This is a genomic window from Micromonospora humida, from assembly GCF_016901255.1.
Classification (GTDB): domain Bacteria; phylum Actinomycetota; class Actinomycetes; order Mycobacteriales; family Micromonosporaceae; genus Micromonospora; species Micromonospora wenchangensis.
This window is the reverse complement of the sequence record NZ_JAFEUC010000014.1, coordinates 1-24,424: the sequence shown is the minus strand read 5'-3', so window position 1 is coordinate 24,424 and position 24,424 is coordinate 1. Positions and strand designations below refer to the sequence as shown.

General features: G+C 74.2%; 27 protein-coding genes. 13 read left to right on the top strand and 14 right to left on the bottom strand.

Features of this window, described 5'->3' with window-relative positions:
* Positions 1-65: 65 nt before the first annotated feature.
* The 4 genes from JQX11_RS24775 to JQX11_RS24760 all read left to right on the top strand — a co-directional run bounded on the left by JQX11_RS24775 (position 66) and on the right by JQX11_RS24760 (position 2,653).
* Positions 66-626 carry a DUF4190 domain-containing protein gene (locus JQX11_RS24775; protein ID WP_204927366.1) on the top strand — a complete coding sequence of 187 codons (561 nt, stop codon included), beginning with the start codon at positions 66-68 and terminating at the stop codon, positions 624-626.
* 126 nt (positions 627-752) lie between these two features.
* Positions 753-1,577, top strand: coding sequence for an SDR family NAD(P)-dependent oxidoreductase (locus tag JQX11_RS24770; protein ID WP_204927519.1), 825 nt, complete (start codon positions 753-755; stop codon positions 1,575-1,577).
* A gap of 494 nt (positions 1,578-2,071) precedes the next feature.
* A complete protein-coding gene (locus JQX11_RS24765) occupies positions 2,072-2,293 on the top strand; it encodes a FadR/GntR family transcriptional regulator (RefSeq protein ID WP_204927365.1) in 222 nt (73 codons plus the stop codon).
* A 192-nt stretch (positions 2,294-2,485) separates the two neighbouring features.
* Positions 2,486-2,653, top strand: coding sequence for a hypothetical protein (locus JQX11_RS24760; RefSeq protein ID WP_204927364.1), 168 nt, complete (start codon positions 2,486-2,488; stop codon positions 2,651-2,653).
* Positions 2,654-2,735: 82 nt separating this feature from the next.
* Here the strand turns inward: JQX11_RS24760 and JQX11_RS24755 are convergent, their stop codons facing one another.
* The 4 genes from JQX11_RS24755 to JQX11_RS24740 all read right to left on the bottom strand — a co-directional run bounded on the left by JQX11_RS24755 (position 2,736) and on the right by JQX11_RS24740 (position 7,614).
* Entirely contained in the window at positions 2,736-4,955 is a 2,220-nt protein-coding gene (locus JQX11_RS24755; protein ID WP_204927363.1) for an APC family permease, read from the bottom strand.
* Between the two features lie 106 nt (positions 4,956-5,061).
* Positions 5,062-6,024, bottom strand: a complete 963-nt coding sequence (locus tag JQX11_RS24750; protein WP_204927362.1) for a DMT family transporter — start codon at positions 6,022-6,024, stop codon at positions 5,062-5,064.
* 125 nt (positions 6,025-6,149) lie between these two features.
* Positions 6,150-6,683 (bottom strand): hypothetical protein, encoded by a 534-nt coding sequence (locus JQX11_RS24745; protein ID WP_232378547.1) that lies wholly within the window; start codon positions 6,681-6,683, stop codon positions 6,150-6,152.
* 61 nt (positions 6,684-6,744) lie between these two features.
* On the bottom strand, positions 6,745-7,614 hold the full coding sequence (locus tag JQX11_RS24740; protein WP_204927360.1) for a PhzF family phenazine biosynthesis protein: 870 nt from the start codon (positions 7,612-7,614) through the stop codon (positions 6,745-6,747).
* Between the two features lie 33 nt (positions 7,615-7,647).
* On the opposite strand from JQX11_RS24740, the gene JQX11_RS24735 reads away from it, so the two are divergent.
* From JQX11_RS24735 to JQX11_RS24725, 3 genes are all read left to right on the top strand, one after another.
* The gene (locus JQX11_RS24735; RefSeq protein WP_204927359.1) at positions 7,648-8,952 is read left to right on the top strand and encodes a magnesium transporter MgtE N-terminal domain-containing protein; all 1,305 of its coding nucleotides are present in this window, start codon (positions 7,648-7,650) and stop codon (positions 8,950-8,952) included.
* Positions 8,945-9,568, top strand: coding sequence for a DUF1003 domain-containing protein (locus JQX11_RS24730; protein WP_204927358.1), 624 nt, complete (start codon positions 8,945-8,947; stop codon positions 9,566-9,568). The genes JQX11_RS24735 and JQX11_RS24730 overlap by 8 nt, the downstream gene beginning before the upstream one ends.
* A 134-nt stretch (positions 9,569-9,702) precedes the next feature.
* Entirely contained in the window at positions 9,703-10,851 is a 1,149-nt protein-coding gene (locus JQX11_RS24725) for an Mrp/NBP35 family ATP-binding protein (RefSeq protein ID WP_204927357.1), read from the top strand.
* Positions 10,852-10,980: 129 nt separating this feature from the next.
* Here JQX11_RS24725 and JQX11_RS24720 read toward each other — a convergent pair whose 3' ends face one another.
* On the bottom strand, positions 10,981-11,406 hold the full coding sequence (locus JQX11_RS24720; RefSeq protein WP_204927356.1) for a twin-arginine translocase TatA/TatE family subunit: 426 nt from the start codon (positions 11,404-11,406) through the stop codon (positions 10,981-10,983).
* A 73-nt stretch (positions 11,407-11,479) separates the two neighbouring features.
* Positions 11,480-12,829, bottom strand: coding sequence for a S1C family serine protease (locus tag JQX11_RS24715; protein ID WP_204927518.1), 1,350 nt, complete (start codon positions 12,827-12,829; stop codon positions 11,480-11,482).
* A gap of 329 nt (positions 12,830-13,158) precedes the next feature.
* Between JQX11_RS24715 and JQX11_RS24710 the strand changes: the two genes are divergently transcribed.
* Positions 13,159-13,767, top strand: a complete 609-nt coding sequence (locus tag JQX11_RS24710; protein ID WP_204927355.1) for an O-methyltransferase — start codon at positions 13,159-13,161, stop codon at positions 13,765-13,767.
* A 94-nt stretch (positions 13,768-13,861) separates the two neighbouring features.
* Here the strand turns inward: JQX11_RS24710 and JQX11_RS24705 are convergent, their stop codons facing one another.
* Together JQX11_RS24705 and JQX11_RS24700 are read right to left on the bottom strand one after the other, a co-directional pair.
* Entirely contained in the window at positions 13,862-15,331 is a 1,470-nt protein-coding gene (locus tag JQX11_RS24705; protein WP_204927354.1) for a leucyl aminopeptidase family protein, read from the bottom strand.
* A 142-nt stretch (positions 15,332-15,473) separates the two neighbouring features.
* Positions 15,474-15,641 (bottom strand): DUF3117 domain-containing protein, encoded by a 168-nt coding sequence (locus JQX11_RS24700; protein ID WP_007455245.1) that lies wholly within the window; start codon positions 15,639-15,641, stop codon positions 15,474-15,476.
* A gap of 191 nt (positions 15,642-15,832) precedes the next feature.
* Between JQX11_RS24700 and JQX11_RS24695 the strand changes: the two genes are divergently transcribed.
* Positions 15,833-16,651, top strand: a complete 819-nt coding sequence (locus JQX11_RS24695) for a PaaX family transcriptional regulator (protein ID WP_088647021.1) — start codon at positions 15,833-15,835, stop codon at positions 16,649-16,651.
* Positions 16,652-16,655: 4 nt separating this feature from the next.
* On the top strand, positions 16,656-17,447 hold the full coding sequence (locus JQX11_RS24690; protein WP_204927353.1) for an enoyl-CoA hydratase/isomerase family protein: 792 nt from the start codon (positions 16,656-16,658) through the stop codon (positions 17,445-17,447).
* A gap of 35 nt (positions 17,448-17,482) precedes the next feature.
* Here JQX11_RS24690 and JQX11_RS24685 read toward each other — a convergent pair whose 3' ends face one another.
* From JQX11_RS24685 to JQX11_RS24665, 5 genes are all read right to left on the bottom strand, one after another.
* Complete coding sequence (locus tag JQX11_RS24685) at positions 17,483-18,235, bottom strand: SDR family NAD(P)-dependent oxidoreductase (protein ID WP_204927352.1); 753 nt, start codon at positions 18,233-18,235, stop codon at positions 17,483-17,485.
* Positions 18,236-18,299: 64 nt separating this feature from the next.
* Positions 18,300-18,884: a hypothetical protein gene (locus tag JQX11_RS24680; protein ID WP_204927351.1), complete on the bottom strand. Its 585-nt coding sequence runs from the start codon at positions 18,882-18,884 to the stop codon at positions 18,300-18,302.
* A complete protein-coding gene (locus JQX11_RS24675) occupies positions 18,881-19,477 on the bottom strand; it encodes a DNA-3-methyladenine glycosylase I (protein ID WP_204927350.1) in 597 nt (198 codons plus the stop codon). The genes JQX11_RS24680 and JQX11_RS24675 overlap by 4 nt, the downstream gene beginning before the upstream one ends.
* Positions 19,478-19,557: 80 nt before the next feature.
* Positions 19,558-20,076, bottom strand: a complete 519-nt coding sequence (locus JQX11_RS24670) for an SRPBCC family protein (RefSeq protein ID WP_204927349.1) — start codon at positions 20,074-20,076, stop codon at positions 19,558-19,560.
* The gene (locus tag JQX11_RS24665) at positions 20,073-20,723 is read right to left on the bottom strand and encodes a DivIVA domain-containing protein (protein ID WP_204927348.1); all 651 of its coding nucleotides are present in this window, start codon (positions 20,721-20,723) and stop codon (positions 20,073-20,075) included. Before JQX11_RS24665 ends, JQX11_RS24670 begins: the two co-directional genes overlap by 4 nt.
* A gap of 189 nt (positions 20,724-20,912) precedes the next feature.
* Here JQX11_RS24665 and folP point away from each other — a divergent pair, with 189 nt between their 5' ends.
* A complete protein-coding gene (gene folP / locus JQX11_RS24660; RefSeq protein WP_204927347.1) occupies positions 20,913-21,782 on the top strand; it encodes a dihydropteroate synthase in 870 nt (289 codons plus the stop codon).
* Positions 21,783-21,865: 83 nt separating this feature from the next.
* Here the strand turns inward: folP and ndhC are convergent, their stop codons facing one another.
* Positions 21,866-22,243 carry an NADH-quinone oxidoreductase subunit A gene (ndhC, locus tag JQX11_RS24655; RefSeq protein WP_204927346.1) on the bottom strand — a complete coding sequence of 126 codons (378 nt, stop codon included), beginning with the start codon at positions 22,241-22,243 and terminating at the stop codon, positions 21,866-21,868.
* Between the two features lie 142 nt (positions 22,244-22,385).
* Here ndhC and JQX11_RS24650 point away from each other — a divergent pair, with 142 nt between their 5' ends.
* On the top strand, positions 22,386-23,834 hold the full coding sequence (locus JQX11_RS24650) for a hypothetical protein (protein ID WP_232378523.1): 1,449 nt from the start codon (positions 22,386-22,388) through the stop codon (positions 23,832-23,834).
* Positions 23,835-24,091: 257 nt separating this feature from the next.
* Positions 24,092-24,424, top strand: a 333-nt coding sequence (locus JQX11_RS24645; RefSeq protein WP_204927345.1) for a 2-oxoacid:acceptor oxidoreductase family protein, incomplete at its 3' end; no start/stop codon positions are given.

The following is a 24,424-nucleotide window of genomic DNA, read 5'->3' as shown; positions in this document are numbered from 1 at the left end:
CGACCTCGCCACTGTGTGGTCCTGGCTACCCTGACGGCGCACCTACATGCGACGGAGAAGATCAGATGACCTATCCCCCGCCCTCCGACGGCTGGTCGGACCCGGCCTGGTCGGCCCAGCAGCCCGACCCGACACTGCCGGCCAGTGGCCCGCCGATCTCGGCGGCACCGGTCGGGAAGGACCCGTACGCCCCGGTCGACCCGTACGCGGGCGCGCCGGGCATCCCCGCCCAGGCCGCCCCGGTCGACCCGTACGCCGCCGCTGCCGCCTACCCGCAGCCCGGCTACCCGCAGCCGATGGGGTACGCCGGTTACGGCGGCTACCAGCCCCCACCGCCGCAGAACGGCCTCGCCATCGCCTCGATGATCGTCTCGATCATCGGCGCGATCGGGCTGTGCGGTTACGGGCTCGGCGGCTACATCGGCCTCATCGGCGCGATCCTCGGCCACGTGGCCCGGCGGCAGATCAGGGAGCGGGGGGAGGGCGGCGCGGGCTTCGCCACCGCCGGCATCGTCGTCGGGTGGATCTCCACCGTCATCGCGGTGCTGGCCACCATCGCCATGGTGGTCTTCTTCGTCTGGCTGGCCAACCAGGAGTCGACGACCGGCTACGGCACCTCGTACTGAGCGGTGGGGCCGCCCCGGGCACCCTGGGCGGCCCACCCGGTCATCCGCACGTGACGAGAACCCGACGGCCCCCGTGACGTGGTGACTCCACGGTAACCTCGTGCCGTGACCGGGGTGGATGGACCTGTGGAAGACGTCGCCGGGCGGCGGACCGTGGTGGTGACCGGGGCCAGTTCGGGCATCGGCCTGGCCGCCGCGGTGGCGCTGGCCCGACGCGGCGACCGGGTGGCGCTGGTCGGCCGGGACCCGGCCCGCCTCCAGGCCGCCGGTGACCGGGTACGCGAGGCGTCCGGCGAACGCCCCGAACTGTTCCGCGCCGACTTCGCCGTGCTCGACGACGTACGCGGGCTCGCCGAGCGGCTGCGGGCGGCGTACGACCGGATCGACGTGCTGGCGAACAACGCCGGGGCGATCGTGTTGCAGCCGCTCAGCACGGTCGACGGGTTCGAACTGTCGATCCAGGCCAACCACCTGGCCCCGTTCCTGCTGACCAACCTGCTGGTCGACCGGGTCGGCCGGCAGGTGGTGACCGCCTCCGGCGCGCACCGCAGCGGGACCCTCGACCCGGACGATCTCAACGCCGCGCTGCGCCGCTACCGGCCGATGCGCGCGTACGGCACCAGCAAGCAGGCCAACATCCTGTTCGCCGCCGAGGCGGCCCGGCGCTGGCCCGACGTGCCGGCGTACTCGTTCCATCCGGGAGTGGTGCGGACCCGGTTCGGCGCGGACAGCCGGCTGGTCGCCCTCGGCATGCGGGTGATGCCGTTCCGCAGCCCGGAGAAGGGCGCGGAGACGCTGGTCTGGCTGGCCAACCAGCCGGCGTCCCGGCTGGTCGACGGCGGCTACTACGCCGACCGGCGACTGCGCCGACCCTGGCCGCGCGCCACCGATCCGGCGCTTGCCGCGCGCCTCTGGGCCGCCAGCGCCGCCGCCGTCGGCATCACCGCCTGACCGGCCCCCACACCAACTGCTGCGCCCCGGGACCGACGTGGCCATCGCGGGATGTTCGGGCACCCCTCCGCTGGCATTCCGTCGGGTCACCGGGTCAAGCCGACGATGGAGGCCAGCCGGGTTACGCCGGCCGCCGCCGGGCCGCCGCGGGCGATCTCGGCGATCACGGTACGGGCGTACGGCCGGTATCGGACCTCGGCGGGGGCAATGGTGTCGGCATCAAGGAGGGTATGTCCGGCGGCAGCGAGGTTGCCGGTCTGGAGATAGGCGCGGGCGGCATCGATGAGGTGGGCGGCCCGGTGCTCAGCCGGTAGTTGAGGCCAGTCGACACGACGGATGGCCCGCTCGTGCAGATAGATCGCTTCCTCTGGTGCGACCCGAGGATGAACACGACGGCAGCTTAATCAACTATGTCTACTTGGTCTAGCTTGCTCGACATAGTTGATGCAGGTTTCTCAAAGTGATCTACTCGGGGTGCGACCCGAGGAGTGCAGATGCCCGCCAAGTACGAGCGGGTGGCCGAGGCCATCCGCGAGCAGATCCGGTCCGGCCAACTCGCCGTGGGGGACAAACTTCCGTCCACCACCGAACTGAAGGCCGAGTACGACGTGTCCTACGGATCGATCCGTGGAGCAATGCTGGTCCTCAAGACCGAGGGCCTGGTCGAGGGGCGCCAGGGCGAGGGCGTCTACGTGAAGGCAGTGCCGGCAGACTGATCCTGCCCGTCGAACAGGCAGGCCCTCGGAGACGCCCTGTTTCTGTGGAGATCTGTTGCTGCTGGAGCGACAACAGATCTCCACGATCCTGACGTGCTGCCTGGCCGGCCCGGCGACGCGTTGCTCGACGGTCAGCCGGGGACCCGTTCACGTGGAGCGTTCGGCAGTGCCGTCGGTCGCTACGGTCGAGTCATGGCGCGTTCTGTGCGGATTGCGTATCCAGCGGCACTGCTGATCCTGGTCGTTGTCGGATCGATCGCGGATCTGCCGGTCTGGCAGGCGGCCCTCATGGGGGCGGCCGCGATGACGCCGGTCCTCGTTGTCGACCTCGTCCTGACGCGCACCAACAGGAGCGAATGATCGGGCGTGGGCAGTAGCCGTCATCCCGCCGGACCGCCATCGGTGGCGTGCCGCCGACCGCCCTGCGCCGTCGGGGTCGCCCTCAGTCGGGGACGTGGACGGGGACGGTGGTGACCACCACACCGGGCAGGGCGCGCAGGGCCCGGCGCAGCCGTTGGCCGGTGCGGCTGTGCAGCAGGCGGTGCCACGGCCGGCGCAGCACCACCTCCGGCACCACCACGGTCAGCACCAGTTCCGGCGCGGCGGCCTGCAGCGCCTCCAGGTAGTGCGCCAGCGGCCCGACCACCGCCCGGTACGGCGAGACGATCGTCTCCAGCCGGACGTGGTCCCCCCAGGCCCGCCACTGCTCCCGGAACCGGTCCGCCTCGGCGTCCTCCGGGGCGAGGTGCACCGCCAGCGTCGGCCGGCCCAGCGACACCGCGTACGCCAGGGCGCGCATCGAGGCGCGGTTGAGGCGTACCACCGGGACCACCACCAGGTGGCGCAGCTCCTGCGGCAACTCCCCGCCCTCGACGGGCCTGTCCGCCGGTGCGGCGACGGGTTCCGGCGGCCCGGCGGCGGGTCGGCAGACGACGGCCGGCGGGGCGGGGTCGGGAGATGGGGAGCGCAGGGCCAGGGCGGCGTGCAAGGTGCGGTAGTGCCGGTGGATCCGGTCGAAGAGCAGCACCAGCAGCGGCACCGCGACCACCACCACCCAGGCGCCCTCGATGAACTTCGCCACCGCCGCGGTGAGCAGCACCAGGCCGGACAGGATCGCACCCACCCCGTTGACCAGCGCCCGCCGCCGCCAGCCGTCGCCCCGGTGCCGCCGCCAGTGCACCACCATGCCGCTCTGCGACAGGGTGAAGGCGAGGAACACCCCCACCGCGTACAACGGGATCAGTTTCCCGGTGTGGCCGCCGAACGCCACGAACACCACGACCGCCGTCGCGGCCAGCGCGACCAGTCCGTTGCCGAACGCCAGCCGGTCGCCCAGGTGCAGGAAGCGGCGGGGGGCGTGACCGGCGCGGGCCATGAAGAACAGCAGCCGGGGAAAGTCGTTGAACGCGGTGTTCGCCGCCAGCAGCAGGATCAGCGCGGTGGTCACCTGGACGACGGCGTACCACGGGCCGGTGGGGAAGGTGACCCGGGCGAGCTGGGACAGCAGCGTCTCGCCGGGGCGGGGCACCAGGCCCGCCAGGTGGATCAGCAGGGTGAGCCCGGCGAACAGGACCACCAGCATCGCCACCATCCAGGCCAGCGTGGTGCGCGCGTTGCGCCACTCCGGCGTCCGGAACGCCGGGACCGCGTTGGAGACCGCCTCGATGCCGGTCATCGACACCGCCCCAGAGGCGAACGCCCGCAGCACCAGCAGCAGCCCCAACCCCTGGGTCGCCGGCACCACCGGCGGGGCCACCGGCGCGAAACCCCGACCCGCCGCCCGCAGGTAGCCGACCACGAGCAACCCCAGCACGGCGGCCACGAACGCGTACGTGGGCAGGACGAAGAGGTTGCCGGCGGCGCGTACCCCGCGCAGGTTGCCGGCGAGCAGCAGCAGGATCACCAGCACCCCGAGCGGCACGGTGAACGGCGTCAGCCCCGGCAGGGCCGAGGTGATCGCGTGCACGCCCGCCGCGATCGACACCGACACGGTCAGCACGTAGTCGAGCATCAGCCCGGCGGCGGCGGTCAGCCCCGCCCCGACCCCCAGGTTGTCCCCCGCCACCAGGTACGACCCGGCCCCGTGCGGGTACGCCGGGATGGTCTGCCGGTACGAGATCCCGACGGCGACCATCAGCAGCACCAGCCCGGCCGACAGGGGCAGGGCCAGGCCCAGCGCCCCGCTGCCGGCCAGCACCAGCACGGTCAGCAACGCCTCCGGCCCGTACGCGACCGAGCTGAGCAGGTCGGAGGAGAGCACCGGCAGGGCCACCAGTTTGCGCATCCGCTCGTGCAGCACGGCGGCGCTGGCCAGCGGTGGGCCGAGAAACACCCGGCGGACCCGGCCCAGCCGCCGGCCCAGGGGGGAGTCCGGCTGGTTGGCCGGTTCGGCGGCGACCAGCCCGTCCCGTCCGGCCGGTGCCCCCGGTGCCGGCCGGAACAGCGCGATCGGGGCCAGCCGGCTGAACCGGCCCGGGGTGGGGCGGTGCCGGTAGCGGTCCAGGGTCGGGTCGACCGGCAGGGCGGGCGGCACGCCGACCCGCCAGTGCGCGCCGACCCGGCGCAGGGCGTCCACCTCCGCCGGCGTGAGCGGTGGGAACTCGGCCGACGGGGTGACCACGGTGCCGCCACGGTCGTCGTCGTCCGCGCTGCGCCCCGCCATCGCCCACCTCCCCCCGCACTCTCACGTGCGGACGGGTCCCGTGCCCGCCGTTCGGGCGGAATCGCGACGAACGGATCTGCGGCGGGCACCCGGGCCGGGTAGGCGGTCAGGGTGCCGGTGGGGCGGCGTCGGCGGGCAGCGCCGCCGGGGTGGCACGCCGGCCCGTACGGGCGCCGCCGAGCACCACCACGACCACCCCGGCGAGCAGCAGCGCCAACCCGGGCAACGCGTACGGGCGGGGCAGCTGCCCCAGCCAGGCCCAGGCGATCAGCGCGGCCCCGGGGGCCTCCAGCAGGATCAGCACACTGATCGTGGTCGCCGACACCCGGCGCAGCGCGTGGTTGAACATCGAGTGGCCGAGCAGTTGGGCGCCCACCGCCAGCCCGACGATCGCCACCCAGGTGCTGGTGGCGTAGCCGTGCAGCCGTACCCCGCCGACCAGGCAGCCGACCAGCAGGATCGCCGCGCACACCCCGTAGCAGATGGTGGTGTAGGTGGCGGTGCTGATGGTGGCTCGGGCGCGTTCACCGAACGCGGTGTAGACGGCGGCGAACATCCCGCCGACGACCGCGAGCAGGTCACCGGCGAGGGCGCGGCCGGAGACGCCGACGTCCGCGCCGGTCGCCAGCACCGCGCCGGTCACCGCCACCCCGATGCCGACCCAGACGGGGTACGACAACCGCCGGCCCTGCCAGCGGGCGATCAGCCCCTGCCAGACCGGTTGGGTGGCGCCCAGCGCGGTGGCCGCCGCGACCGAGGTGAGCTGGGCGCTCGGCATCCAGGTGGCGAAGTGCGCGGCCAGCGCCACCCCGGACAGCACGCAGTACCAGCCCTCGCGGCGGCCCGCCCCCACGGTCAGGGCACGCAGTTCGGCCCGGCGGCGGGCCAGCGTGAACGGGGCGAGCACGGTGACCGCGAGCAGGTTCCGCCAGCACGCCACGGCCAGCGCCGGTGCCGCCGCGAAGGCGATCAGCGGGGCCGACGACGAGACCGACGCGACGGCGAGCACGAGGATGCCGACGGTGAGCGGGTCGACGGGCGGACGCGGCGGCGGTGCGGCGGAGGACACGGTGGGTCATCCTCACACGGACGGCGGCGCTCAGGTGGACGCCGGGCGGCGGGTCGGCGCTGCCCGGCGGTGACCCGGCGTGACGGCGGGGCGCTGGTCAGTGGTGCCCGGCGGCGGCCGGTGGGTCAGCGGCGGCGCACCCGGTGCAGGCGGAACGGCTTGCGGGTGGCCCGGACCACGGCCGCGCCCCGGGGTTCGGCGGCCAGCGAGGTGTCCGGCAGGGCGTCCCCGGCGTCCGGCGTGCCGTCCGGGACGAGCCGGGTCAGCGCGCAGCCGTCGGCCACCCAGCGGGCCACCAGGTCGGCGGTCGGACCGGAGGCGTTGAGCCGCTTCGCCGCCACCAGCGGTGCGGAGGTCTCCCACTCCGGGCTGCCCGGGGCCAGCCGGGTCACCCGCGCCGGCCAGGTCACGATGCGCCCGCCGTGGTCGCCGCGCAGGGTCACCCGGGCGGTGCCGGCGTCGGCCAGCCCCGGCGCGGTCTGCTCCCCCGGCCCGCTGACCACGAACAACGACCCCTCCAGCGGTACGCACCACAGCGCGACCGCCGGCCCGTCGCCGACCCCCACCCAGGCCACGGCGGCCTTCTTGATCGCCTCGTCGACCAGTGGCGTCGACCGGGAGGCGTCCACCTCGTCCGTCACACCCGCATCCTCTCGCAGCTACCACCCAGTCGGCACCCGACCGTCACCACCGGCCCGGACGGTGACGGCGGCGGCCCGGTCACCCGACGAACGGCGGGACGAGGATCTCGCCCCGGGCGACCGGCATCACCTGACCGGTCACCGTCGTGCCGACCACCGTCCCGTCCTCGGCGGTCACCGTGCACGCCAGGGCGGACGGGCGGCCCATCTCCACGCCCTGGCGGACGGCGTACCCGCTGTGGCCGACGCCGGGAAGCAGACCGCTGGCGACCAGCCACACGCCCAGCCCCAGTGCGGCCGAGCCGGTGGCCGGGTCCTCGGGCACCCCGAGCCCCGGCACGAAGACCCGGGCGTGGGCGGTACGCGTGTCGGCGTCCCAGGAGAAGACGCTGACGTGCTCCACCCCGTACCGCTGCGCGGCGGCCGTGTTGAGCCGGGCACGGGCCACCGCATCGGGGTGCACCGGCAGGTAGGGGAACTCCAGCCCGCAGCCGGCCACCCGGGGGGCCGGGCCGGCGTGGTCGGCCGCGGTGAGCCCGGCCATCTCCAGCAGCGGTTCCGGGTCGAGTTCCGGCCCGAGGGTGGGGGTGCCGCCGGTCAGGGTGGCACCGGTCGCGGTCACCTCGATCGGCAGCACGCCGGCGTGGCACTCCTGGCTGACCGACCCGGCGGGGAACAGGCCCCGGCGGCTGGCGGTCACCGCCGCGCCGACGCTGGGGTGGCCGGCGAAGGGCAGCTCCCCGGTCGGGGTGAAGATCCGGGCCCGGTAGGTCGCGCCCACCTGGGTCGGCGGCAGCACGAACACCGTCTCCGACAGGTTGAACTCCATCGCCAACACCTGCATCTGCTCGGTGGCCAGCGCTTCGGCGCCGAACACCACGGCCAGGGGGTTGCCGGCGAACGGGCGGTCGGTGAAGACGTCCACGATCTCGTAGGCCAGGGTCGACATGGTGGTAAACACTAGGCGCTTAGGCTGGTGGCCGTGAGCACGCCGAACCGGGTCTACATCGCTCGACTCGCCGGAGTCGCCGTCTTCGACCCGAACGGCGACCAGGTGGGGCGGGTCCGCGACGCGGTCGCCCGGATCCGGCCGACCCAGCGTCCGCCCGAGGTGGTGGGTCTGGTGGCCGAGATGCCGATGCGCCGCCGGATCTTCCTGTCCATCAACCGGATCACCTCCATCGACGCCGACGCGGTGGTCCTCGGCAGCGGCACCCTCAACCTGCGCCGCTTCTCCAAACGACCCAACGAGCTGCTCGTCCTCCAGGAGTTGCTGGACCGGCGGGTGCAGCTCGACCCGGGCGGCCAGCCCGGCGCGGTCGTGGACGTGGCGATGGAGTGCAGCAGGGGCGGCGAGTGGTCGTTGTCCCGGGTCGCCGTCCGCGAGCAGACCAGCCGGTTGACCCGCCGTGGCCACCTGCACCAGGTGGACTGGGACCGGGTACGCGGGCTGAGCGGCCTCGCCGACAACCGGGGTACGGCCAACCTGCTGGCCGTGCTGGAGGACATGCGCCCCGCCGACCTGGCCAACGCGCTGCAGGATCTGCCCGACGCCCGACGCAACGAGGTCGCGGCGGCCCTCGACGACGAACGTCTCGCCGACGTGCTCGGCGAGCTGCCCGAACGCGACCAGGTGGAGATCCTCGCCGCGCTGGACCGGGAACGGGCCGCCGACGTGCTGGAGGAGATGGACCCGGACGACGCCGCCGACCTGCTCAACGAGCTGCCCCCGCCGGAGCAGGACGTGCTGCTGGACCTGATGGAGCCGGACGAGGCCGACCCGGTCCGTCAGCTACTCAAGTACACCTCCGGTACGGCGGGCAGCGTGATGACCTCCGAGCCGGTGATCCTGCCGCCGGACGCCACGGTCGCCGAGGCGCTGGCCCGGATCAGGGAGGAGCAGCTCTCCCCGGCGATCGCCGCGCAGGTCTTCGTCACCCGTGCCCCGATGACCACCCCGACCGGCCGCTACCTGGGCATCGTGCACTTCCAGCGGCTGCTGCGCGAACCCCCGGCCGACCTGCTCGGCGGGGTGGTGATCAACGACATCGACCCGCTGCGGCCGACCACCCCGCTGCCGGAGATAACCCGCCGGATGGCCACCTACGACCTGGTGGCGATGCCGGTGGTCGACCGGAACAACCGGCTGGTCGGCGCGGTCACCGTCGACGACGTGCTCGACCACTCGCTGCCCCGGGACTGGCGGGACCGCGACGCCGTGTCCACCCCGGGCGCGGACGAGGCGGAGCCGGACACCACGCCGGTAGGCGGTGACTCCGATGGCTGACCAGCGGCGGACCGAGCGGTTGGACCAGCCGCGTGAGCCCCGGGGCGTCAAGCTGCCCCGGTTCGACCCGGAGGCGTTCGGCAGGTGGTCGGAGGGGATCGCCCGGGGCATGGGCACGGCGAACTTCATCGTCTACATGACGGTGGTGATCGCGCTGTGGTTCGGCTGGAACACCCTGGCCCCGGCGGACCTGCGCTTCGACCCGTACACGTTCACGTTCCTGACCCTGGTGCTGTCGTTGCAGGCGTCGTACGCGGCCCCGCTGATCCTGCTCGCGCAGAACCGGCAGACCGACCGGGACCGGGTGGCGCTGGAGGAGGACCGTCGCCGGGCGACCATGCAGAAGGCGGACACCGAGTACCTGGCCCGGGAGGTGGCCGCGCTGCGGATCGCCCTGGGCGAGGTGGCGACCCGGGACTTCCTCCGCTCGGAGCTGGCCCGGCTGGCCGAGGAGCTGGACGCGGCGGCGCAGCGGCGGCAGAAGCGGGAGTTGCGGCAGCCGGAGCGACCAGTCGGGCGGGGTGAGGGCCGTTCCGGGGGCGAACCACCGCTCGACGAGCCGCGCGACGATCTGGACGGCGACTACGTCCGCGACGGTCACCGCCCGGAGAGCTGAGCGGGCCGGGGTGACCCACCTGATCGTCCGGCTTTGTCCGGTAGGGCGGGGCGGCCCCGGCCGGTCGATCGATTCGCTCACACCCGGCCCCGCTGTTGGCGGACGCCCCGGCCGCCCGACGTAGCATTGCCCGCATGTCAGCTCCTGTCAGCACCCTCTCCGACGCGATCCAGGCCGCGCTGGCCACCGTCAACGACCCGGAGATCCGTCGGCCCATCACCGACCTCGGCATGGTCCGCTCCGCCGAGATCGGCGAGGACGGCGTGGTCCGGGTCGGGCTGCTGCTCACCGTGGCCGGCTGCCCGCTGAAGGACAAGCTGCGCGGGGACATCACCGCCGCCGTCGGCGCGGTGCCCGGGGTGAGCGGCGTGGAGATCGAGTTCGGGGTGATGAGCCCGGAGCAGCGGCAGGAGCTGCAGGGCAAGCTGCGTGGCGGGGCCGCCACCGACGAGCCGGTCATCCCGTTCGCCCAGCCGGGCTCCCGTACCCGGGTCTACGCGGTGGCCAGCGGCAAGGGCGGTGTCGGCAAGTCCAGCGTCACGGTCAACCTGGCCGCCGCGCTGGCCGCCCGGGGCCTGTCCGTCGGCGTGGTCGACGCCGACATCTACGGCCACTCGGTGCCCCGGATGCTCGGCGCGGAGGGCAAGCCCACCCGGGTGGAAGACATGATCATGCCGCCGCAGGCGAACGGCGTGAAGGTCATCTCGATCGGCATGTTCACCCCGGGCAACGCGGCGGTGGTGTGGCGCGGCCCGATGCTGCACCGGGCGTTGCAGCAGTTCCTCGGCGACGTCTACTGGGGTGAGCTGGACGTCCTCCTGCTCGACCTGCCCCCGGGCACCGGTGACATCGCCATCTCGGTCGCCCAACTGCTGCCCAACGCCGAGATCCTGGTGATCACCACCCCGCAGGCCGCGGCGGCCGAGGTCGCCGAGCGGGCCGGCGCGATCTCGTTGCAGACCCACCAGCGGATCGTCGGCGTCATCGAGAACATGTCCTGGCTGGAGCTGCCCGACGGGTCCCGGATGGAGGTCTTCGGTGCCGGCGGCGGCCAGGAGGTGGCCGATTCGCTGAGCCGGACGATCGGCGCGCAGGTGCCGTTGCTGGGGCAGATCCCGATGGACAGCCGGGTCCGGGAGGGCGGCGACGCCGGCACCCCGATCGTGCTGTCCGCGCCGGACGCGCCCGCCGCGAAGGCGCTGCACCAGGTGGCCGACCGGCTGGCGGTACGCCGCGAGTCGCTGCTCGGCAAGTCGCTGGGCCTCAAGCCCGCCGGACGCTGACCACCGGCCCCGCGCCACAGGCCTGATTCACTCACGTGAGCCGATGATGCGGTATCCCCGGCAGGGGATACCGCATTTGGCGCTCCACTGCGGCAGCCCGCCCGGCGGTGGTCCAGACCGGACGCGGGGTCAGGTGGCGTCGTCGTAGCTGGGGCGGGGGGCCGGGGCGGGCGCGGAGGCGGTGCTCGTCGCGGTGCCCTTGCGGGCGGCCGCCCTCGGGTCGATCCGGTCGGCGACACCCTTGAGTTCCTCGTGCACCCCGGTGACGTCCGCCCGCAGGTCGTCGTAGACGCTCTGGAGGGGCTTGCGGATCGCCTGCTCGTCTTCCTCGCTGAGCAGGTGCTTGCGGATGAACGCCTTCGGGTGGAGGTCCTCCAGCTGGATGTCGGTGCCCAGCTCACGGCTCAGGTCGCCGGTGGCGTTGCGGGCCATCGCGCGCAGGTTGCGCACCAGCCGCAGGCCGTCGCTGATGACGTTGGGCAGCCGGTCCCCGAAGATCAGCAGTGCCAGGAGCAGCAGGACGCCGATCTCCCACCAGTTCAGGTTGTCGAGCACCGCAGGGCCTCCTCGTCACGTCGACCCCAGCGTACGCACGTCAGGGCCCGGTCCGGGAGGGGGTGAACGGCCCTCACTTGGCGTCCGCGGCGAGCGTCACCGAGGCGTTCTGCCGGGTCGACCCGCGCCGGTACTCCACCGTCACCACCGACCCGGGGGCGAACTTGCGGACCAGGGCGATCAGGTCGGTCGGCTCGTTCATCGGCCGGCCGTTGAGCCGGAGCACGACGTCCCCGGCCTTCAACCCCGCCCCGGCGGCCGGACCGGCCGGTTCCACGGCCGCCAGGCGCACCCCCACGCCGGCCCGGGTGGCCGTACCGGTCCCGGCGACCTGGGCCCCGATCACGGTGCGTCGGGCCTTGCCCGTGCCGATGATGTCCTGGGTGATCCGTTTCGCCTGGTTGATCGGAATGGCGAAGGCGAGCCCGATGTTCCCCGCCTCCTGCCCCTCCGCCACCAGCGACTTGATCGTCGAGTTCACCCCGATCACCCGACCGGCCGAGTCGACCAGCGGGCCACCGGAGTTGCCGTGGTTGACCGCCGCGTCGGTCTGGATCGCCGCGTAGTAGCGGACCGGCCCGCCCGGCTCCCCCGCCTGCATGGTGCGGTCCAGCGCGCTGATGATGCCGGCGGTGACCGTGTTCGCCAGGGACAGCGGCGAACCGATGGCCAGCACCGGGTCCCCCACCGCGAGCGCGTCGGAGTCACCGAACTCGATCGGTCGCAACCCCGCACGGTTCACCTTGATCACCGCGATGTCCGACTCCGGGTCCTGCCCGACCACCGTCGCCGCCGAGCTGCTGCCGTCGTTGAAGGTCACCGACGCCCGGCCGGTGCCGTCGGCGACCACGTGGTCGTTGGTGACCACGTAGCCGTCGGTGCTGACGACGAACCCGGACCCCTCGCTGGTGCCGGCCGGACCGGCCACCCGGATCGTCACCACGCTGGGCAGGACCCGGCCGGCGACCCCGGCCAGCGAGTCCGGGCGACGCTGGGCCAGCGCGGGCCCCTCGGCCGGGCCGGCCCCCAGGGTGACCCCGCCGCCGACACCGCCACGCACCGCGAAGGCGTACCCGAGGGCACCGCCCAGGGTGCCGGCGAGCAACGCGACGATCAGCGGGACGAGCAGCAGTTGGCGCAGCCGTGGCCGGCCGGGCGCGTCCGGGTCGGTGACCGGCTCCGGCGCGGCACCCGTGGCCGGCACGCTCGGCAGCACGACCGCCGCCGGGGCGTACGGGTCCCGCCAGGGGTCGGCGAGCGCGTCCGACCACCACGGCGACGCCGACCCGCCGTACGGTGCAGCCGACCCGCCGTACGGCGTCGTCGGGGCCGTCTGCGGCGGACCGGGCGGCGGTCCCGCCGAACCCGGAGTCCCGCCGGGCGCTCGCCACTCCCAGCCGTCGGTCACGTCGGTGCCTCCCAGTCGTCCCCCGGTGCCCCGGACCACGACCGGGGGTGGCGGTCACGGCGCAGGGGGCACCCCGTCCAGGATTGCACGGATGCGCCGGGCGGAGTCAGCTCTTGTCCGCCCGCACCCGCGCACCGCCCGGCCCCGCGCCACCCGGACCGGTGCGCCTACCCCGTCCACACGCCAGCGCCGCCGCGCCACCCGGGCCGTCACGGGTGGACTCGCGGCCGAAGGAGCCTCGCCTCTAGGCTCATAGCGCCCACCCGCTCCGCACAACCATCGCCACCGCCCGGAGGTGTCCCATCGCCACGGTCGCCAGTTCCGGCAGCCCGACGGCGCAGTCGTTGCAGTTCGCCGAGTCGTACGTCGGCGAGGACATCGTCCTGGCCACCGCCCGCAGCCTCGCCCGGGAGGTCGGCCTCGACGCGGTCACCCCCGGCGCCGGGGCGGCGCTGCGCCTGCTCGCCGCCGCCGGCAACGCCCGCGCGGTGGTGGAGATCGGCACCGGCACCGGGGTCAGCGGGGTGTGGCTGCTGCGCGGCATGCGTGCCGACGGGGTGCTCACCACCATCGACGTCGAGGTCGAGCACCAGCGGATCGCCCGACGGATCTTCGTCGAGGCGGGCTTCCCGTCCGGCCGTACCCGGATCATCACCGGCCGGGCGCTGGACGTGCTGCCCCGGCTCGCCGACGGCGCGTACGACCTGATCTTCGTCGACGGTGAGACGACCGGCTCGGCCGCGTACGTCGACGCCGCCCTGCGGCTGCTGCGCCCCGGTGGGGTGCTCGCCCTCAACGGCGGCTTCGCCGGCGGCCGGATCGGTGACCCGGCCGCCCGGGACGCCGAGACGGTGACCATGCGGGAGACGGTCAAGGCGATCCGGGAGGCCGAGCAGTGGATTCCGGCCCTGCTCCCGGTCGGTCACGGCCTGCTGGCCGCAGTCAAGTGCTGACCACGACCGAGCGCTGACCGGCGGCCGGAAGCCGGCCACGGCCGGGTGCGACCGCGTCGGGACGCAGGGCGCGGGCACCCGGCCCGGCGACCGCTCAGTCCAGCGTCGCCAGCCAGCGCAGCAGGCCCCGCACGCCCCAGCCGGTCGCGCCCCGGGTCAGCTCGGCGTCGTCGCCGTCGGCCCAGGACGGCGCGGACATGTCGATGTGCAGCCAGCGGTCCCGCAGCTCGCCGGTGAACTCGCGCAGGTAGAGCGCGGCCATCACCGAGCCGGCCCCCCGGTCCGGGGAACTGTGCCGGTCGGCCAGGTCGCTGCCGAGGTGTTCGAGGTAGTCGGCGGGCAGCGGCATCCGCCAGGCCGCCTCGCCCGCGTCGGCGACGGCGGCCAGCACGGCGGCGGCCAGCTCGTCGTTGTCGCTGTACAGCGCGCCGGTCCGCTTGCCCAGCGCCACCGCGTTCGCGCCGGTCAGGGTGGCCAGGTCGATCAACAGGTCGGGACGGAGTTCCCGGGCCGCGTAGCCGAGCGCGTCGGCGAGCACCAGCCGCCCCTCGGCGTCGGAGTTGGTGCTCTCGCTCGTCGTCCCGTCGTAGTGCCGGATGACGTCGCCGGGGCGGAACGCCGACCCGCTGACCATGTTCTCGGCCAGCGGGGTCAGGGCGGTGACCCGGACGGGCAGCCGCAGCGCCGCAGCGCCGAGGGTGGCCGCGACCACCGCCGCCGCGCCGGCCATGTCCTTGCGCATCAGCTTCATCGCCGGCACCGGCTTGATCGAGATGCCACCGGTGTCGAAGGTGATCCCCTTGCCGACCAGGACGACGTGCTGCCGGGCGTCGGCGGGCCGCCAGTCCAGCTCGACCAGCCGGGGGCCGCTGGCCGAGCCGGCACCGACGGCGAGGATGCCCCCGAAGCCCTCGTCCGCCAGCTCCTGCGGCCCGCGTACCCGCAGGTGCAGGTCGGGGTGGTCGGCGGCGGCGTCGGCGACCTGGGCGGCGAACCACTGCGGGGTCTTCACCGCCGAGGGGGTGTTGGTCAGGTCCCGGGCGAGGCGGGTCATCGCGGCGGTGGTCCGGGCCGTCTCGACGGCCCCGGCGTACGCGTCCGGCGTGGTGGTCAGCAGGGTCACCGCGGTCAGCGCGGGCGTCGTCCCCGCCCCGGTCAGCCGGAACCGGTACGAGGCGAGCAGCAGCCCCTCGACGACGGCCCGGACGACCTCGGCGGACGCGTCGACCGGCACCGCCAACGTGACATGTGTCTCAGCTACGGCAGCGCGGGCCAGGGCGGCCCCGGCCGTCCGCCAGGCCCGTTCCCCGCCGTCGCCCACACCGAGCAGCAGCAGCCGGGCCGGGGAACCACCGGGGCGGAGCTGGGTCAGTGTCTCGCCCGCCCGCCCGGTCAGCCGGGTCACCGGCAGCAGCTCCCGCGCCTGCGCCCGCACCTCGTCGGTGGGTGGCGACGCGGTGGCGACCAGCGTCGGCGCGGCGTCGTCCGGGTCGGTGGCGGCGCGGACGGGCAGGACGAGGACGTCCGACCCGTCGAGGGTGGCGGCGAGACTGATGGCGAGCACGCTGGACCGTACCTCCGGAGAAGTTGGCGGTGCGGGACCTCGACGACCCGCTGGGGACAGACGAAGTCCCTGAGTCACCGGCGGTGCCGGTGACTCAGGGACCAGGGACCTTCCGCGCGGCACCGCGCGGAGCGTCGGCCGATCAGCCGGCAGCCGCCTTCAGCGCGTCACCGAGTGCGTTGGCCTCGTCGGGAGTCATCTCGACGACGAGCCGGCCACCGCCCTCCAGCGGGACCCGCATGACGATGCCCCGACCCTCCTTGGTGACTTCCAGCGGACCGTCGCCCGTCCGCGGCTTCATCGCCGCCATGTTGTCTCCCCTCAGACCTATACATCAGGGTCGGTGTACTGCCCCACAGCCACTTCGTGTCGACCACCCGCAAGGTACGCGGGGGCGTCGACCACGATTTTCCCTGATGAACACCGCCGGACCCAAACCGGAGCAGCATTGATGTAACAGCATCTAGCTTATCTTGAGAAGGCCTGTCACAATGTGCGGTCATGCAGGCACGGTCGGCACTCTTCGACCTGTACGGCGACCATCTCCGCACGCGGGGTGGGCGCGCACCGGTCGCCGCCCTGGTGAAGTTGCTGGCCCCGCTCGGCGTCGCCCCGCCGGCCGTCCGGACCGCCGTGTCCCGGATGGTGCGCCAGGGCTGGCTGGAGCCCCTGCGGCTCGCCTCCGGCCCGGGGTATTCGATCACACCGAAGGCGGTCCGTCGGCTCGACGAGGCCGCCGCCCGGATCTACCGCACCGGCCGGATCACCTGGGACGGGCGGTTCGACCTGCTCGTCCTGTCCACCCCGACCGCCCGGCGCGACCGGCAGCGGCTCGCCGCCAACCTCAGCTTCCTCGGCTACGGCACCCTCGACGAGCACACCTGGGTGGCGACCCGGGCCAGCGAGGACGTCGACCTGCTGCTGGAGGAGGCCGGGGTGCGCTACGAGCGGTTCACCGCCGCGCACGCCGCCGGCACCCCCGGGGCGATGGGCGTGGTCCGCCGCGCCTGGGACCTCGGCGAGATCGGGCACGCCTACGAACGGTTCGTCGCCGAGCAGCGCGCCCAACTCGCCGGGGTGACCGTACGCAGTGGTGACGAGGAGGCGTACGCGGCCCGGTTCCGGCTGGTGCACGCGTGGCGTACCTTCCTGTTCCAGGACCCTCAACTCCCTCCGGCACTGCTACCCGAACGCTGGCCCGGCACCGCCGCCGCCAGCTTCTTCGACCGGCACGCCGCCCGGCTCCGGCCGGCCGCCGACCGGTACGTCGAGCAGTGCCTCGACGCCGGCAACCGGGTCCCCCGACAGAAGGGCCGTTAGAGACGTGACCGAGCCGCTGCTCGTCGACCGCACCGATGGCGTGGTCACCCTGACCATGAACCGCCCCACCGCGATGAACGCCCTCGACGTGGCGCTCAAGGAGGCGCTGCGGGACGCGCTGGCCGCGCTGGAGACCGACCGGTCCTGCCGGGCGGTGGTGCTGGCCGGGTCGGGCGGCTCGTTCAGCGCCGGGCAGGACCTGCGTGAGCACGTGCAGATCCTGGAGTCGCCGGGCCGCGACCCGCTGGACACCGTCCGGGCGCACTACAACCCGATCGCCGCCCGGCTGGCCAACCTGCCCAAGCCGGTGGTCGCCGCCGTCCGGGGCATGGCCGCCGGGGCGGGCGCCTCGCTGGCGTTCCTGGCCGACTTCCGCATCGGCGGGCCGAAGACGAAGTTCCTGATGGCGTTCGCCGGGGTGGGCCTGGCCGCCGACACCGGGGCGTCCTGGACGCTGCCCCGGCTGGTCGGCCACGCCAAGGCCGTCGAGCTGCTGATGCTCGCCGAGCCGGTCTCCGCCGACGAGGCGTGCCGGTTGGGCCTGCTCACCCGGCTGGTCGACGACGACGAGCAGGTGCTGCCCACCGCGCACGAGCTGGCCGCCCGGCTCGCCGCCGGCCCGACCGTCGCGTACGGGGCGATCAAGCGGCAGCTCTCCATCGCCGACGCGGGCACCCTCGCCGACGCCCTCGCCGCCGAGGCGCAGGCCCAGTCGATCTGCGGGGGCACCGCCGACCACCGGGCCGCCACCATCGCCTTCGTCAACAAGCAGAAGCCGGTCTTCCAGGGCAACTGAGCCGCCCGGCCGGGCGCACGGGGACATGCCGGCCGTCAGCGGGCCACGTACCCGCCGTCGATGGGCACCGTGTGGCCGGTGATCCAGGCCGCGTCGTCGGAGCAGAGGAAGAGCACCACGCCGGCCACGTCGTCCGGGCTGGGGATGCCGGGTTTCGGGTTGAACGACTCCATCCGGGCCCGCATCTCCGCCGGGTCCGGCGCGCTGTCGATGAAGTGCTGCACCAACGGGGTCATCACCACCGTGGGGGCGACCGCGTTGACCCGGATGTTGCGGGCCGCGTACTCCACCGCCGCCGAGCGGGTCAGCCCGACGATGCCGGCCTTGGTGAAGGTGTACGGGGAGATGTTCTCCTGTGCCGCCAGGCCGGTGGTGGACGAGGTGTTGACGATCGCGCCCCCGCCGCCGCGCAGCATCGCCTCGATGCCGTACTTGAGCACGTGGAACACGCCGTCGCCGTTGATCTGCCGGACCTTCTGCCAGTTCTCCACGTCCATCTCGTGCAGGGGCTGCTGCCGGCCGTCGATGCCGGCGTTGTTGAAGATCAGGTCGATCCGGCCGTAGCGCCGCACCGCGTCGGCGACGCCCTGCTCCACCGCGTCGGCGTCACCGGTGTCGACGGTGACCGCGAGGGCGTCGGGCAGGTCGGCGGCGAGCCGCTCGGCACCCTCGGTGTTGATGTCGGCGACCACCACCCGGGCCCCCTCGGCGGCGAACCGCCGGGCGGTGGCCTCGCCGAGCCCGGAGGCACCACCGGTGACGAATGCGACCTTGTCCTGGAACCGCATCGGCCCTCCCTCGACCGGCCGACCGGGCGTCGGCACCGGTGCGCCATACCCGGTGGGTGGGCGGCTAGTCGTCCTCCTCCGGGTCCTGGTTGGCCTCGACGCCCAGCACGAACGCCTGCATGGCCAGCTCGTCGCCGCTGGGCGAGACGAACGCGGGCAGCTCGGCCGGGCCCAGCTCCTGCACGTACGACCAGAAGAGCCGGACCGCCTCGGCCCGCGACTCGGCCTCGATCGGCAGGTCGAGGCTGACCAGCCAGGTCCGGCGCGACGGCGGCGGGCCGAGCCGGTCGACCAGCTCCCGGTAGGTGCCCGGTTCGAGCGGGGTGACCGGGCCGGCGACGGTCACCTGCCCGGCCGGCACCGGCGCGTCGAACGACCGTCGGGTGTAGGTCACCAGCAGCGCCCGCCCGTCGTGGCGGGCCACCCGGCCCAGCGCCACCAGCCGGGGCGGCCCGTCGGCCAGCACCGCCACCCGGTCACCGGGACGCGGGGCGGGCCCACCGGCCGGGACGGCCAGCTCCAGGGTCTCGTGGTGGACGAGGCGCTCGGCGTCGTGCCGCCCGGCCGGGAGCAGCACCGCCCAGGCGTCGCCGTCCGGCCCGCCGTCGACGTCCGTCGGGCCGGTGCTGCGGTGGTCGGTCACTGTCATGCCCCCATCTGATCACGGGCCACGGCGGTGCCGGCGTGGCAGCCCGCGAGATGGTCGTCGACCATGCCGGTGGCCTGCATCAGCGCGTACGCCGTGGTGGGGCCGACGAAGCGGAAGCCCTGTTTCTTGAGTGCCTTGGCCAGCGCGACGGACTCCGGCGTCGACGCCGGCACCTCGGCGAACGACCCGAGCCGGGCCGGCCGGGGCGGTGGCGCGTAAGACCAGAGCAGCGCGGAGAGCCCGTCGGGCAGGGTCAGCGCGGCACGGGCGTTGGCGATCGCCGCCTCGATCTTGGCGCGGTTGCGGACGATGCCCGCGTCGGCGAGCAGCCGGGTGACGTCGGCGTCGCCGAAGGCGGCGACCCGCTCGATCCGGAAGCCGGCGAAGGCGAGCCGGAACGCCTCGCGTTTGCGCAGGATGGTCAGCCAGGACAGCCCGGACTGGAACGCCTCCAGGGTGAGCCGTTCGTAGAGGGCGTCGTCGCCGCGCAGCGGGCGGCCCCACTCGGTGTCGTGGTAGATCGCGTAGTCCGGAGTGCTCGCCCCCCAGGCACAGCGGGGCAGGCCGTCGGGGCCGGTCACCAGGTCAGTCACCCGTCACACGCTAGGCCAGGGCCCTGACACGCGGCGTCGGGGCCGGGGTGGTGCGGCCCGGCCGATCCCGCTCCGCAGCGTCAGCGGGTGGACGGGCGGGGCAGCCGGCCGGACTCGACCAGCCGGGCGAAGCGTTTCAGGGCCAGCGTCAGGCTGGCCTTGGAGCCCGGCCAGAGCAGCGGCCAGGCGACCCGGCCGGCCGCGCCGCCGGGCAGGTGGAACCACTCGTGCCAGACCACCTGGGTGCGGTCGTCGGCCAGCGGGGTGCAGCGCAGCACCCCCGGGCCGCGCAGGAGCTTGCCGCAGTGCACCACGCCCACCTCGTAGGGGGCGTCGACCCGGACCACCCGCATCTCGTCGCGCAGCGCCGCCGGGCCGAGCGCGGTGACCGCCTCGACGAGGCTGCCCTCGCCGCCGTCGCCCTCGACCACCCGGACCCGGGTCAGCGGGATCCAGTCGGACTGCCCCTCCCAGTCGGTCAGCGCGGCGAAGACCCGCTCGGCGGGGGCGTTGACGATCACCGTGGCGGTGAACTCGCCGGCTCCGGGCTGGGCCGCCTCGTCGGCCAACCCGCCGCCCGCCGGGTCCGGTCCGGTCACACCGGCTCCGAGCGGACCGCCGCGCCGCCGGGACGGTCGGCGTCGGTCTTCCCGGCCGGCTCCCCCGACCGGTCGTCCCCGGGACGGTCGTCGGTCGGGGTGACGTCGCCGGTCGGGGTGACCTCGTCGGTCGGGGTGACCTCGTCGGTGGCGTCAGCCGACGGGTCGGCGTCGGCGTCGGCGGTCGGGCGGACACCGGCGGTCGCCGGCTCCGTCGGCGCGGCCCCGGTGGTCGGCCCGTCCGGGTCGGCGGGCACGTCGGCGGGCGTCGGGGAGGCGTCGGACGCGGTGCTCGCGGCCTCCTCCCGGGTGCGGCGCAGCGCGTCGGCGTCGGCGGTACGGCCCTCCCGCAGCGCGACGATCTCGGCCTCCAACACCCCGATCAGCTCGGTCTTGTACCCGATGTCGTAGCCGGCCCGGCGCATCGCCTGGTCGACCTGGTCCATCCGGTAGCCGCGCAGGGCGGTGTCGAAGCGCAGCGCGCCGACGTCGGACTCCCGCAGCGGGCGGCCGCCCGGCAGCGGGACGGCTCTGCCGTCGGGCTCGGCGGGCGCGAGGCCGTCCCGACCCGAGATCAGCACCGTCACGCCGAACACGACCGCCGCCACGGTCAACGCGACGACCAGAATGAGCAGAGTCTGACCCATGCAGAGATCGTGGCACGGGGACACCCTCCGGAGCGACCCCAACCACCATCATCGTCACCGATCTTTCGGCCGGGACGGCCCGGCGACGGGCCGGGTCGTCGGGGTCGTACCGCCCCGGGGGCGGGTCGGGCGACCGGATAGCGTCGGCGTCGGCCGGGTCGTCCGGCCGGTGACCTGCGGGAGGCGGAATTGGCCGGGGCGCTGCGACTCGGGGGGCGGAGCTTCGCCCCGGGCGAGCCGGTGGTGATGGCGATCGTCAACCGGACGCCGGATTCGTTCTTCGACCGGGGCGCGACCTTCGCCCAGGACAGCGCCCTGCGCGCGGTGGAGCGGGCGGTCACCGAGGGCGCGGAGATCATCGACATCGGCGGGGTGAAGGCCGGGCCGGGCGACGAGGTCGACGTGGCCGAGGAGATCCGCCGGACGGTGGACACGATCGCCGCCGTCCGGGCCGCGTTCCCCGGGGTGGTCATCTCGATCGACACCTGGCGGGCCGAGGTGGCGGTGGAGGCGGTGGCGGCCGGCGCGGACCTGCTCAACGACACCTGGTCCGGGGCCGATCCGGCGCTCGCCCGGGTGGCCGCCGAGACCGGCGTGGGGCTGGTCTGTTCCCACGCCGGTGGGCTGACGCCCCGGACCCGGCCGCACCGGGCCGCCTTCACCGACGTGGTCGCCGACGTGGTCGCGACGGTGACCGGGCTCGCCGGGCGCGCGGTGTCCCTGGGGGTACGCCCCGACGGCATCCTGATCGACCCGGCGCACGACTTCGGCAAGAACACCAGGCACTCGTTGGAGATCACCCGCCGGTTGGCCGAGCTGGCCGGCACCGGCTGGCCGCTGCTGGTGGCGTTGTCGAACAAGGACTTCATCGGCGAGACGCTGGACCTGCCGGTGCCGGAGCGGTTGGAGGGCACCCTGGCCGCGACGGCGGTGTCGGCCTGGCTCGGCGCACGGGTGTTCCGCGCCCACCAGGTGCTGCCCACCCGGCGGGTGCTGGACATGGTGGCCTCGATCCGGGGCGACCGGCCGCCGACGCTCACCCGCCGCGGCCTGGCCTGAGACCGGTCACCGGGTGACCCGACCCGGTGCGGTGGTCAGGCCCGGCCGGTGCGGTGGTCGGCCCGGCCCCGCCGGCACGGTGGTCAGGTCCAGTGCAGGATGCGCTTGCGCCAGGCGTAGAGGATGCCGAGCGCGACCACGGCCACGAAGACGCCCATCTCGGTGACCGTGACCGCGCCGAACCCGGGCCGGTCGAAGACCATCGCCCAGGGGAAGAGGAAGACCGCCTCGACGGCGAAGAGCACGTAGAGGTATGCGTACACGTAGTAGCGGATCTGCATCTGTGCCCAGTCGCCGCCGACCGGGTCGAGGCCGCACTCGTAGCCGGTCCGTTTGCCGACCGGATCGGCCGGCCGGCGGGGACGTAACACCCGGTTGGCCGAGAACGCCGTAACGAAGAAGAGGACGGCAGCGAGCAGCAGCAGCCCGAGCGTCGCGTACGAGCCCAGGTAACCGGTCACGGTGGCTCAGCCTACCGGGCGGCGGGCCGCACCGGAGGAGGCGAGGGCGGGCCGGCCGTCACCGAATATTTTCCGCTGGTACTAGTGCCCCGCCGCAACTGTTGCCGAATAATGAACTCTCACCCAGGGTCACGGAGGTCAGATGCCCGGCGTGGACGCGCGTACCGTCCGACGGTCCCTCGCCCGGCGTACCCCCGCTCTGGTCGTGGCGACCCTGGCGGCCGGGCTGGCGGTCGCGCTCGGGGTGACACCGGGCCTGGCGGCCCCACCCACCGTGACCCTGGCGGTGACCGACCCGACCGACGTCGGAACCCCGGGCGGCGACCCGACCGACTCGACCACGCCCCCGGTCGAGCCGACGGCGACCGGGGCCGGCCCGACCAGCGCGCCGCCGACGCTGCCCCCGGACCCGGAGCCGACCACCGCCGCCCCGGAACCGACCGGCACCCCACCGGCGACCACCGCACCCCCGCCGACGGCCACCACCGCGCCGCCCGCCCGGCCGCCGCTGCCCGGCCGACCCACCCGCCCCGGCCTGCCGGGCGGCGACCGGGTCGAGGTCCGGGTGGGCACCGGGGACGTGACCCTCGACGACGGTTACTGGGCGGCCGGCAGCACGGTCACCGCGCTGCGGGTCACCGTCACCAACACCGGGGCCGTGCCGGCGCGGCTGCGGCTGACCTACACGTTGCCGGCCGGGCTCACCGACGCCGGGACGCCGGGCTGCGCGGCCAGCGGCGACGGCGGGTGGCACTGCGGCGAGTGGGCCACCGCGCCGGGCGACCGGTTCGACAGCATGATCCGGGTACGGGTCAGCGGCACCGCCTGGCGGCAGATGCCCCTCAGCGGCGCGGTACGGGTCACCGCGACCGCCCCGGACGGCGGCACCGCGCAGGACGACGAGGGGTTCGCGGTGCTCTTCCCACCCGGCCCGCCGGTGCCCGGGATATTCCTCGACGCCGACGAGGTGGCCTTCGACATCAGCGGCGGACCCACCGTGCTGACGGCCCACCTGGGCAACACCGGCCGGGTGCCGGCCGCCGGACGGGTCGAGGTGGCGCTGCCGGAGGGGGTCAGCGTGCTGGACCCGCCGGCCGGCTGTGCGCCGCTGGCTCCGACGCGTACCCGCTGCGACCTCGGCGTGCTGCCGGCGGGGCGGACACAGCCGCTGCGGTTCACGGTCGCCGCCACCCCGGACGCCCAGCGCGAGGCCCCGCTGGCCGGGGCGCTGACCGGCCGGTTGACCCCGGAGAGCGGGCCGGCCCGGCAGGTCCAGATGAGTTTCCGGATCACCGCCGCCGCCGCGCTGACCACCCCGCCGGTGGGCACGCCCGCGCCGACCGGTTCGCAGGGGTTGATCGCGGCGCAGGGCGGGACGGTCGCGCTGGGCGGGATGTCCTCCGCCCAGCGGACCGCGCTCGCGCTGATCACGATCTCCGTCCTGCTGGTGGTGCTGGCCCTCGTGCTGGCGACCGGTGCGCTGCGCCGACGCTCCGCCGAGGTGGCGGGGGACCTGCCGCCGACGGGGCGGCCGACCCGACCGGCCGGGGGTCGGGGCAGGTGGAGGGGGCCGTCCGGGGGGTCGCGGTGATATCGATTACGGCGTGCACCGCAAATCGCCGCATAGCCGTACAGATTTCGCCGACCCGGTTCCCAGGTGTCGGACCTCCACCAAGGATGCCCTAAGCCCTGGACGTAGGCTCGGAGGCGAGAGATGACAGCGGTCCGGCCCGCCACGGGCGGACCGGGCGCAGCGGCGCATCAGGGAGGTCGCGTGGCCGGGCAAGGCGAGGTCACCATCATGTGCAGCCGCACGCGCGGCGGGGCCGAGCGAAGCGAGGTGCAGGCGTGACCAAGCAGATCCGTCAGTTGGACCGGGTGGTGATCCGGTTTGCTGGTGACTCGGGTGACGGGATGCAGTTGACGGGGGACAGGTTCACCTCGGAGACGGCGCAGTTGGGTAATGATATTTCGACGTTGCCGAATTTCCCGGCGGAGATTCGGGCGCCTGCGGGAACGTTGCCGGGGGTGTCGAGTTTCCAGGTGCATTTCGCCGATTATGACATTCTGACGCCGGGGGACGCGCCGAATGTGTTGGTGGCGATGAATCCGGCGGCGTTGAAGGCGAATCTGGGTGATCTGCGTCGGGGTGCGGACATCATCGTGAACACCGACGAGTTC

What these genes read in the sequence shown, in the direction of transcription:
- JQX11_RS24740 (WP_204927360.1), bottom strand. Translation starts at nt 7,614, where the DNA reads ATGTCGACCCTGGCCTACGAGATCGTGGACGTCTTCACCGACCGCCCG.
- JQX11_RS24685 (WP_204927352.1), bottom strand. Translation starts at nt 18,235, where the DNA reads ATGCGGTTCCAGGACAAGGTCGCATTCGTCACCGGTGGTGCCTCCGGG.
- JQX11_RS24775 (WP_204927366.1), top strand. Translation starts at nt 66, where the DNA reads ATGACCTATCCCCCGCCCTCCGACGGCTGGTCGGACCCGGCCTGGTCG.
- JQX11_RS24730 (WP_204927358.1), top strand. Translation starts at nt 8,945, where the DNA reads ATGGCTGACCAGCGGCGGACCGAGCGGTTGGACCAGCCGCGTGAGCCC.
- JQX11_RS24680 (WP_204927351.1), bottom strand. Translation starts at nt 18,884, where the DNA reads ATGACAGTGACCGACCACCGCAGCACCGGCCCGACGGACGTCGACGGC.
- JQX11_RS24765 (WP_204927365.1), top strand. Translation starts at nt 2,072, where the DNA reads ATGCCCGCCAAGTACGAGCGGGTGGCCGAGGCCATCCGCGAGCAGATC.
- JQX11_RS24665 (WP_204927348.1), bottom strand. Translation starts at nt 20,723, where the DNA reads ATGGGTCAGACTCTGCTCATTCTGGTCGTCGCGTTGACCGTGGCGGCG.
- JQX11_RS24695 (WP_088647021.1), top strand. Translation starts at nt 15,833, where the DNA reads ATGCAGGCACGGTCGGCACTCTTCGACCTGTACGGCGACCATCTCCGC.
- JQX11_RS24725 (WP_204927357.1), top strand. Translation starts at nt 9,703, where the DNA reads ATGTCAGCTCCTGTCAGCACCCTCTCCGACGCGATCCAGGCCGCGCTG.
- JQX11_RS24650 (WP_232378523.1), top strand. Translation starts at nt 22,386, where the DNA reads ATGCCCGGCGTGGACGCGCGTACCGTCCGACGGTCCCTCGCCCGGCGT.
- JQX11_RS24760 (WP_204927364.1), top strand. Translation starts at nt 2,486, where the DNA reads ATGGCGCGTTCTGTGCGGATTGCGTATCCAGCGGCACTGCTGATCCTG.
- JQX11_RS24700 (WP_007455245.1), bottom strand. Translation starts at nt 15,641, where the DNA reads ATGGCGGCGATGAAGCCGCGGACGGGCGACGGTCCGCTGGAAGTCACC.
- JQX11_RS24755 (WP_204927363.1), bottom strand. Translation starts at nt 4,955, where the DNA reads ATGGCGGGGCGCAGCGCGGACGACGACGACCGTGGCGGCACCGTGGTC.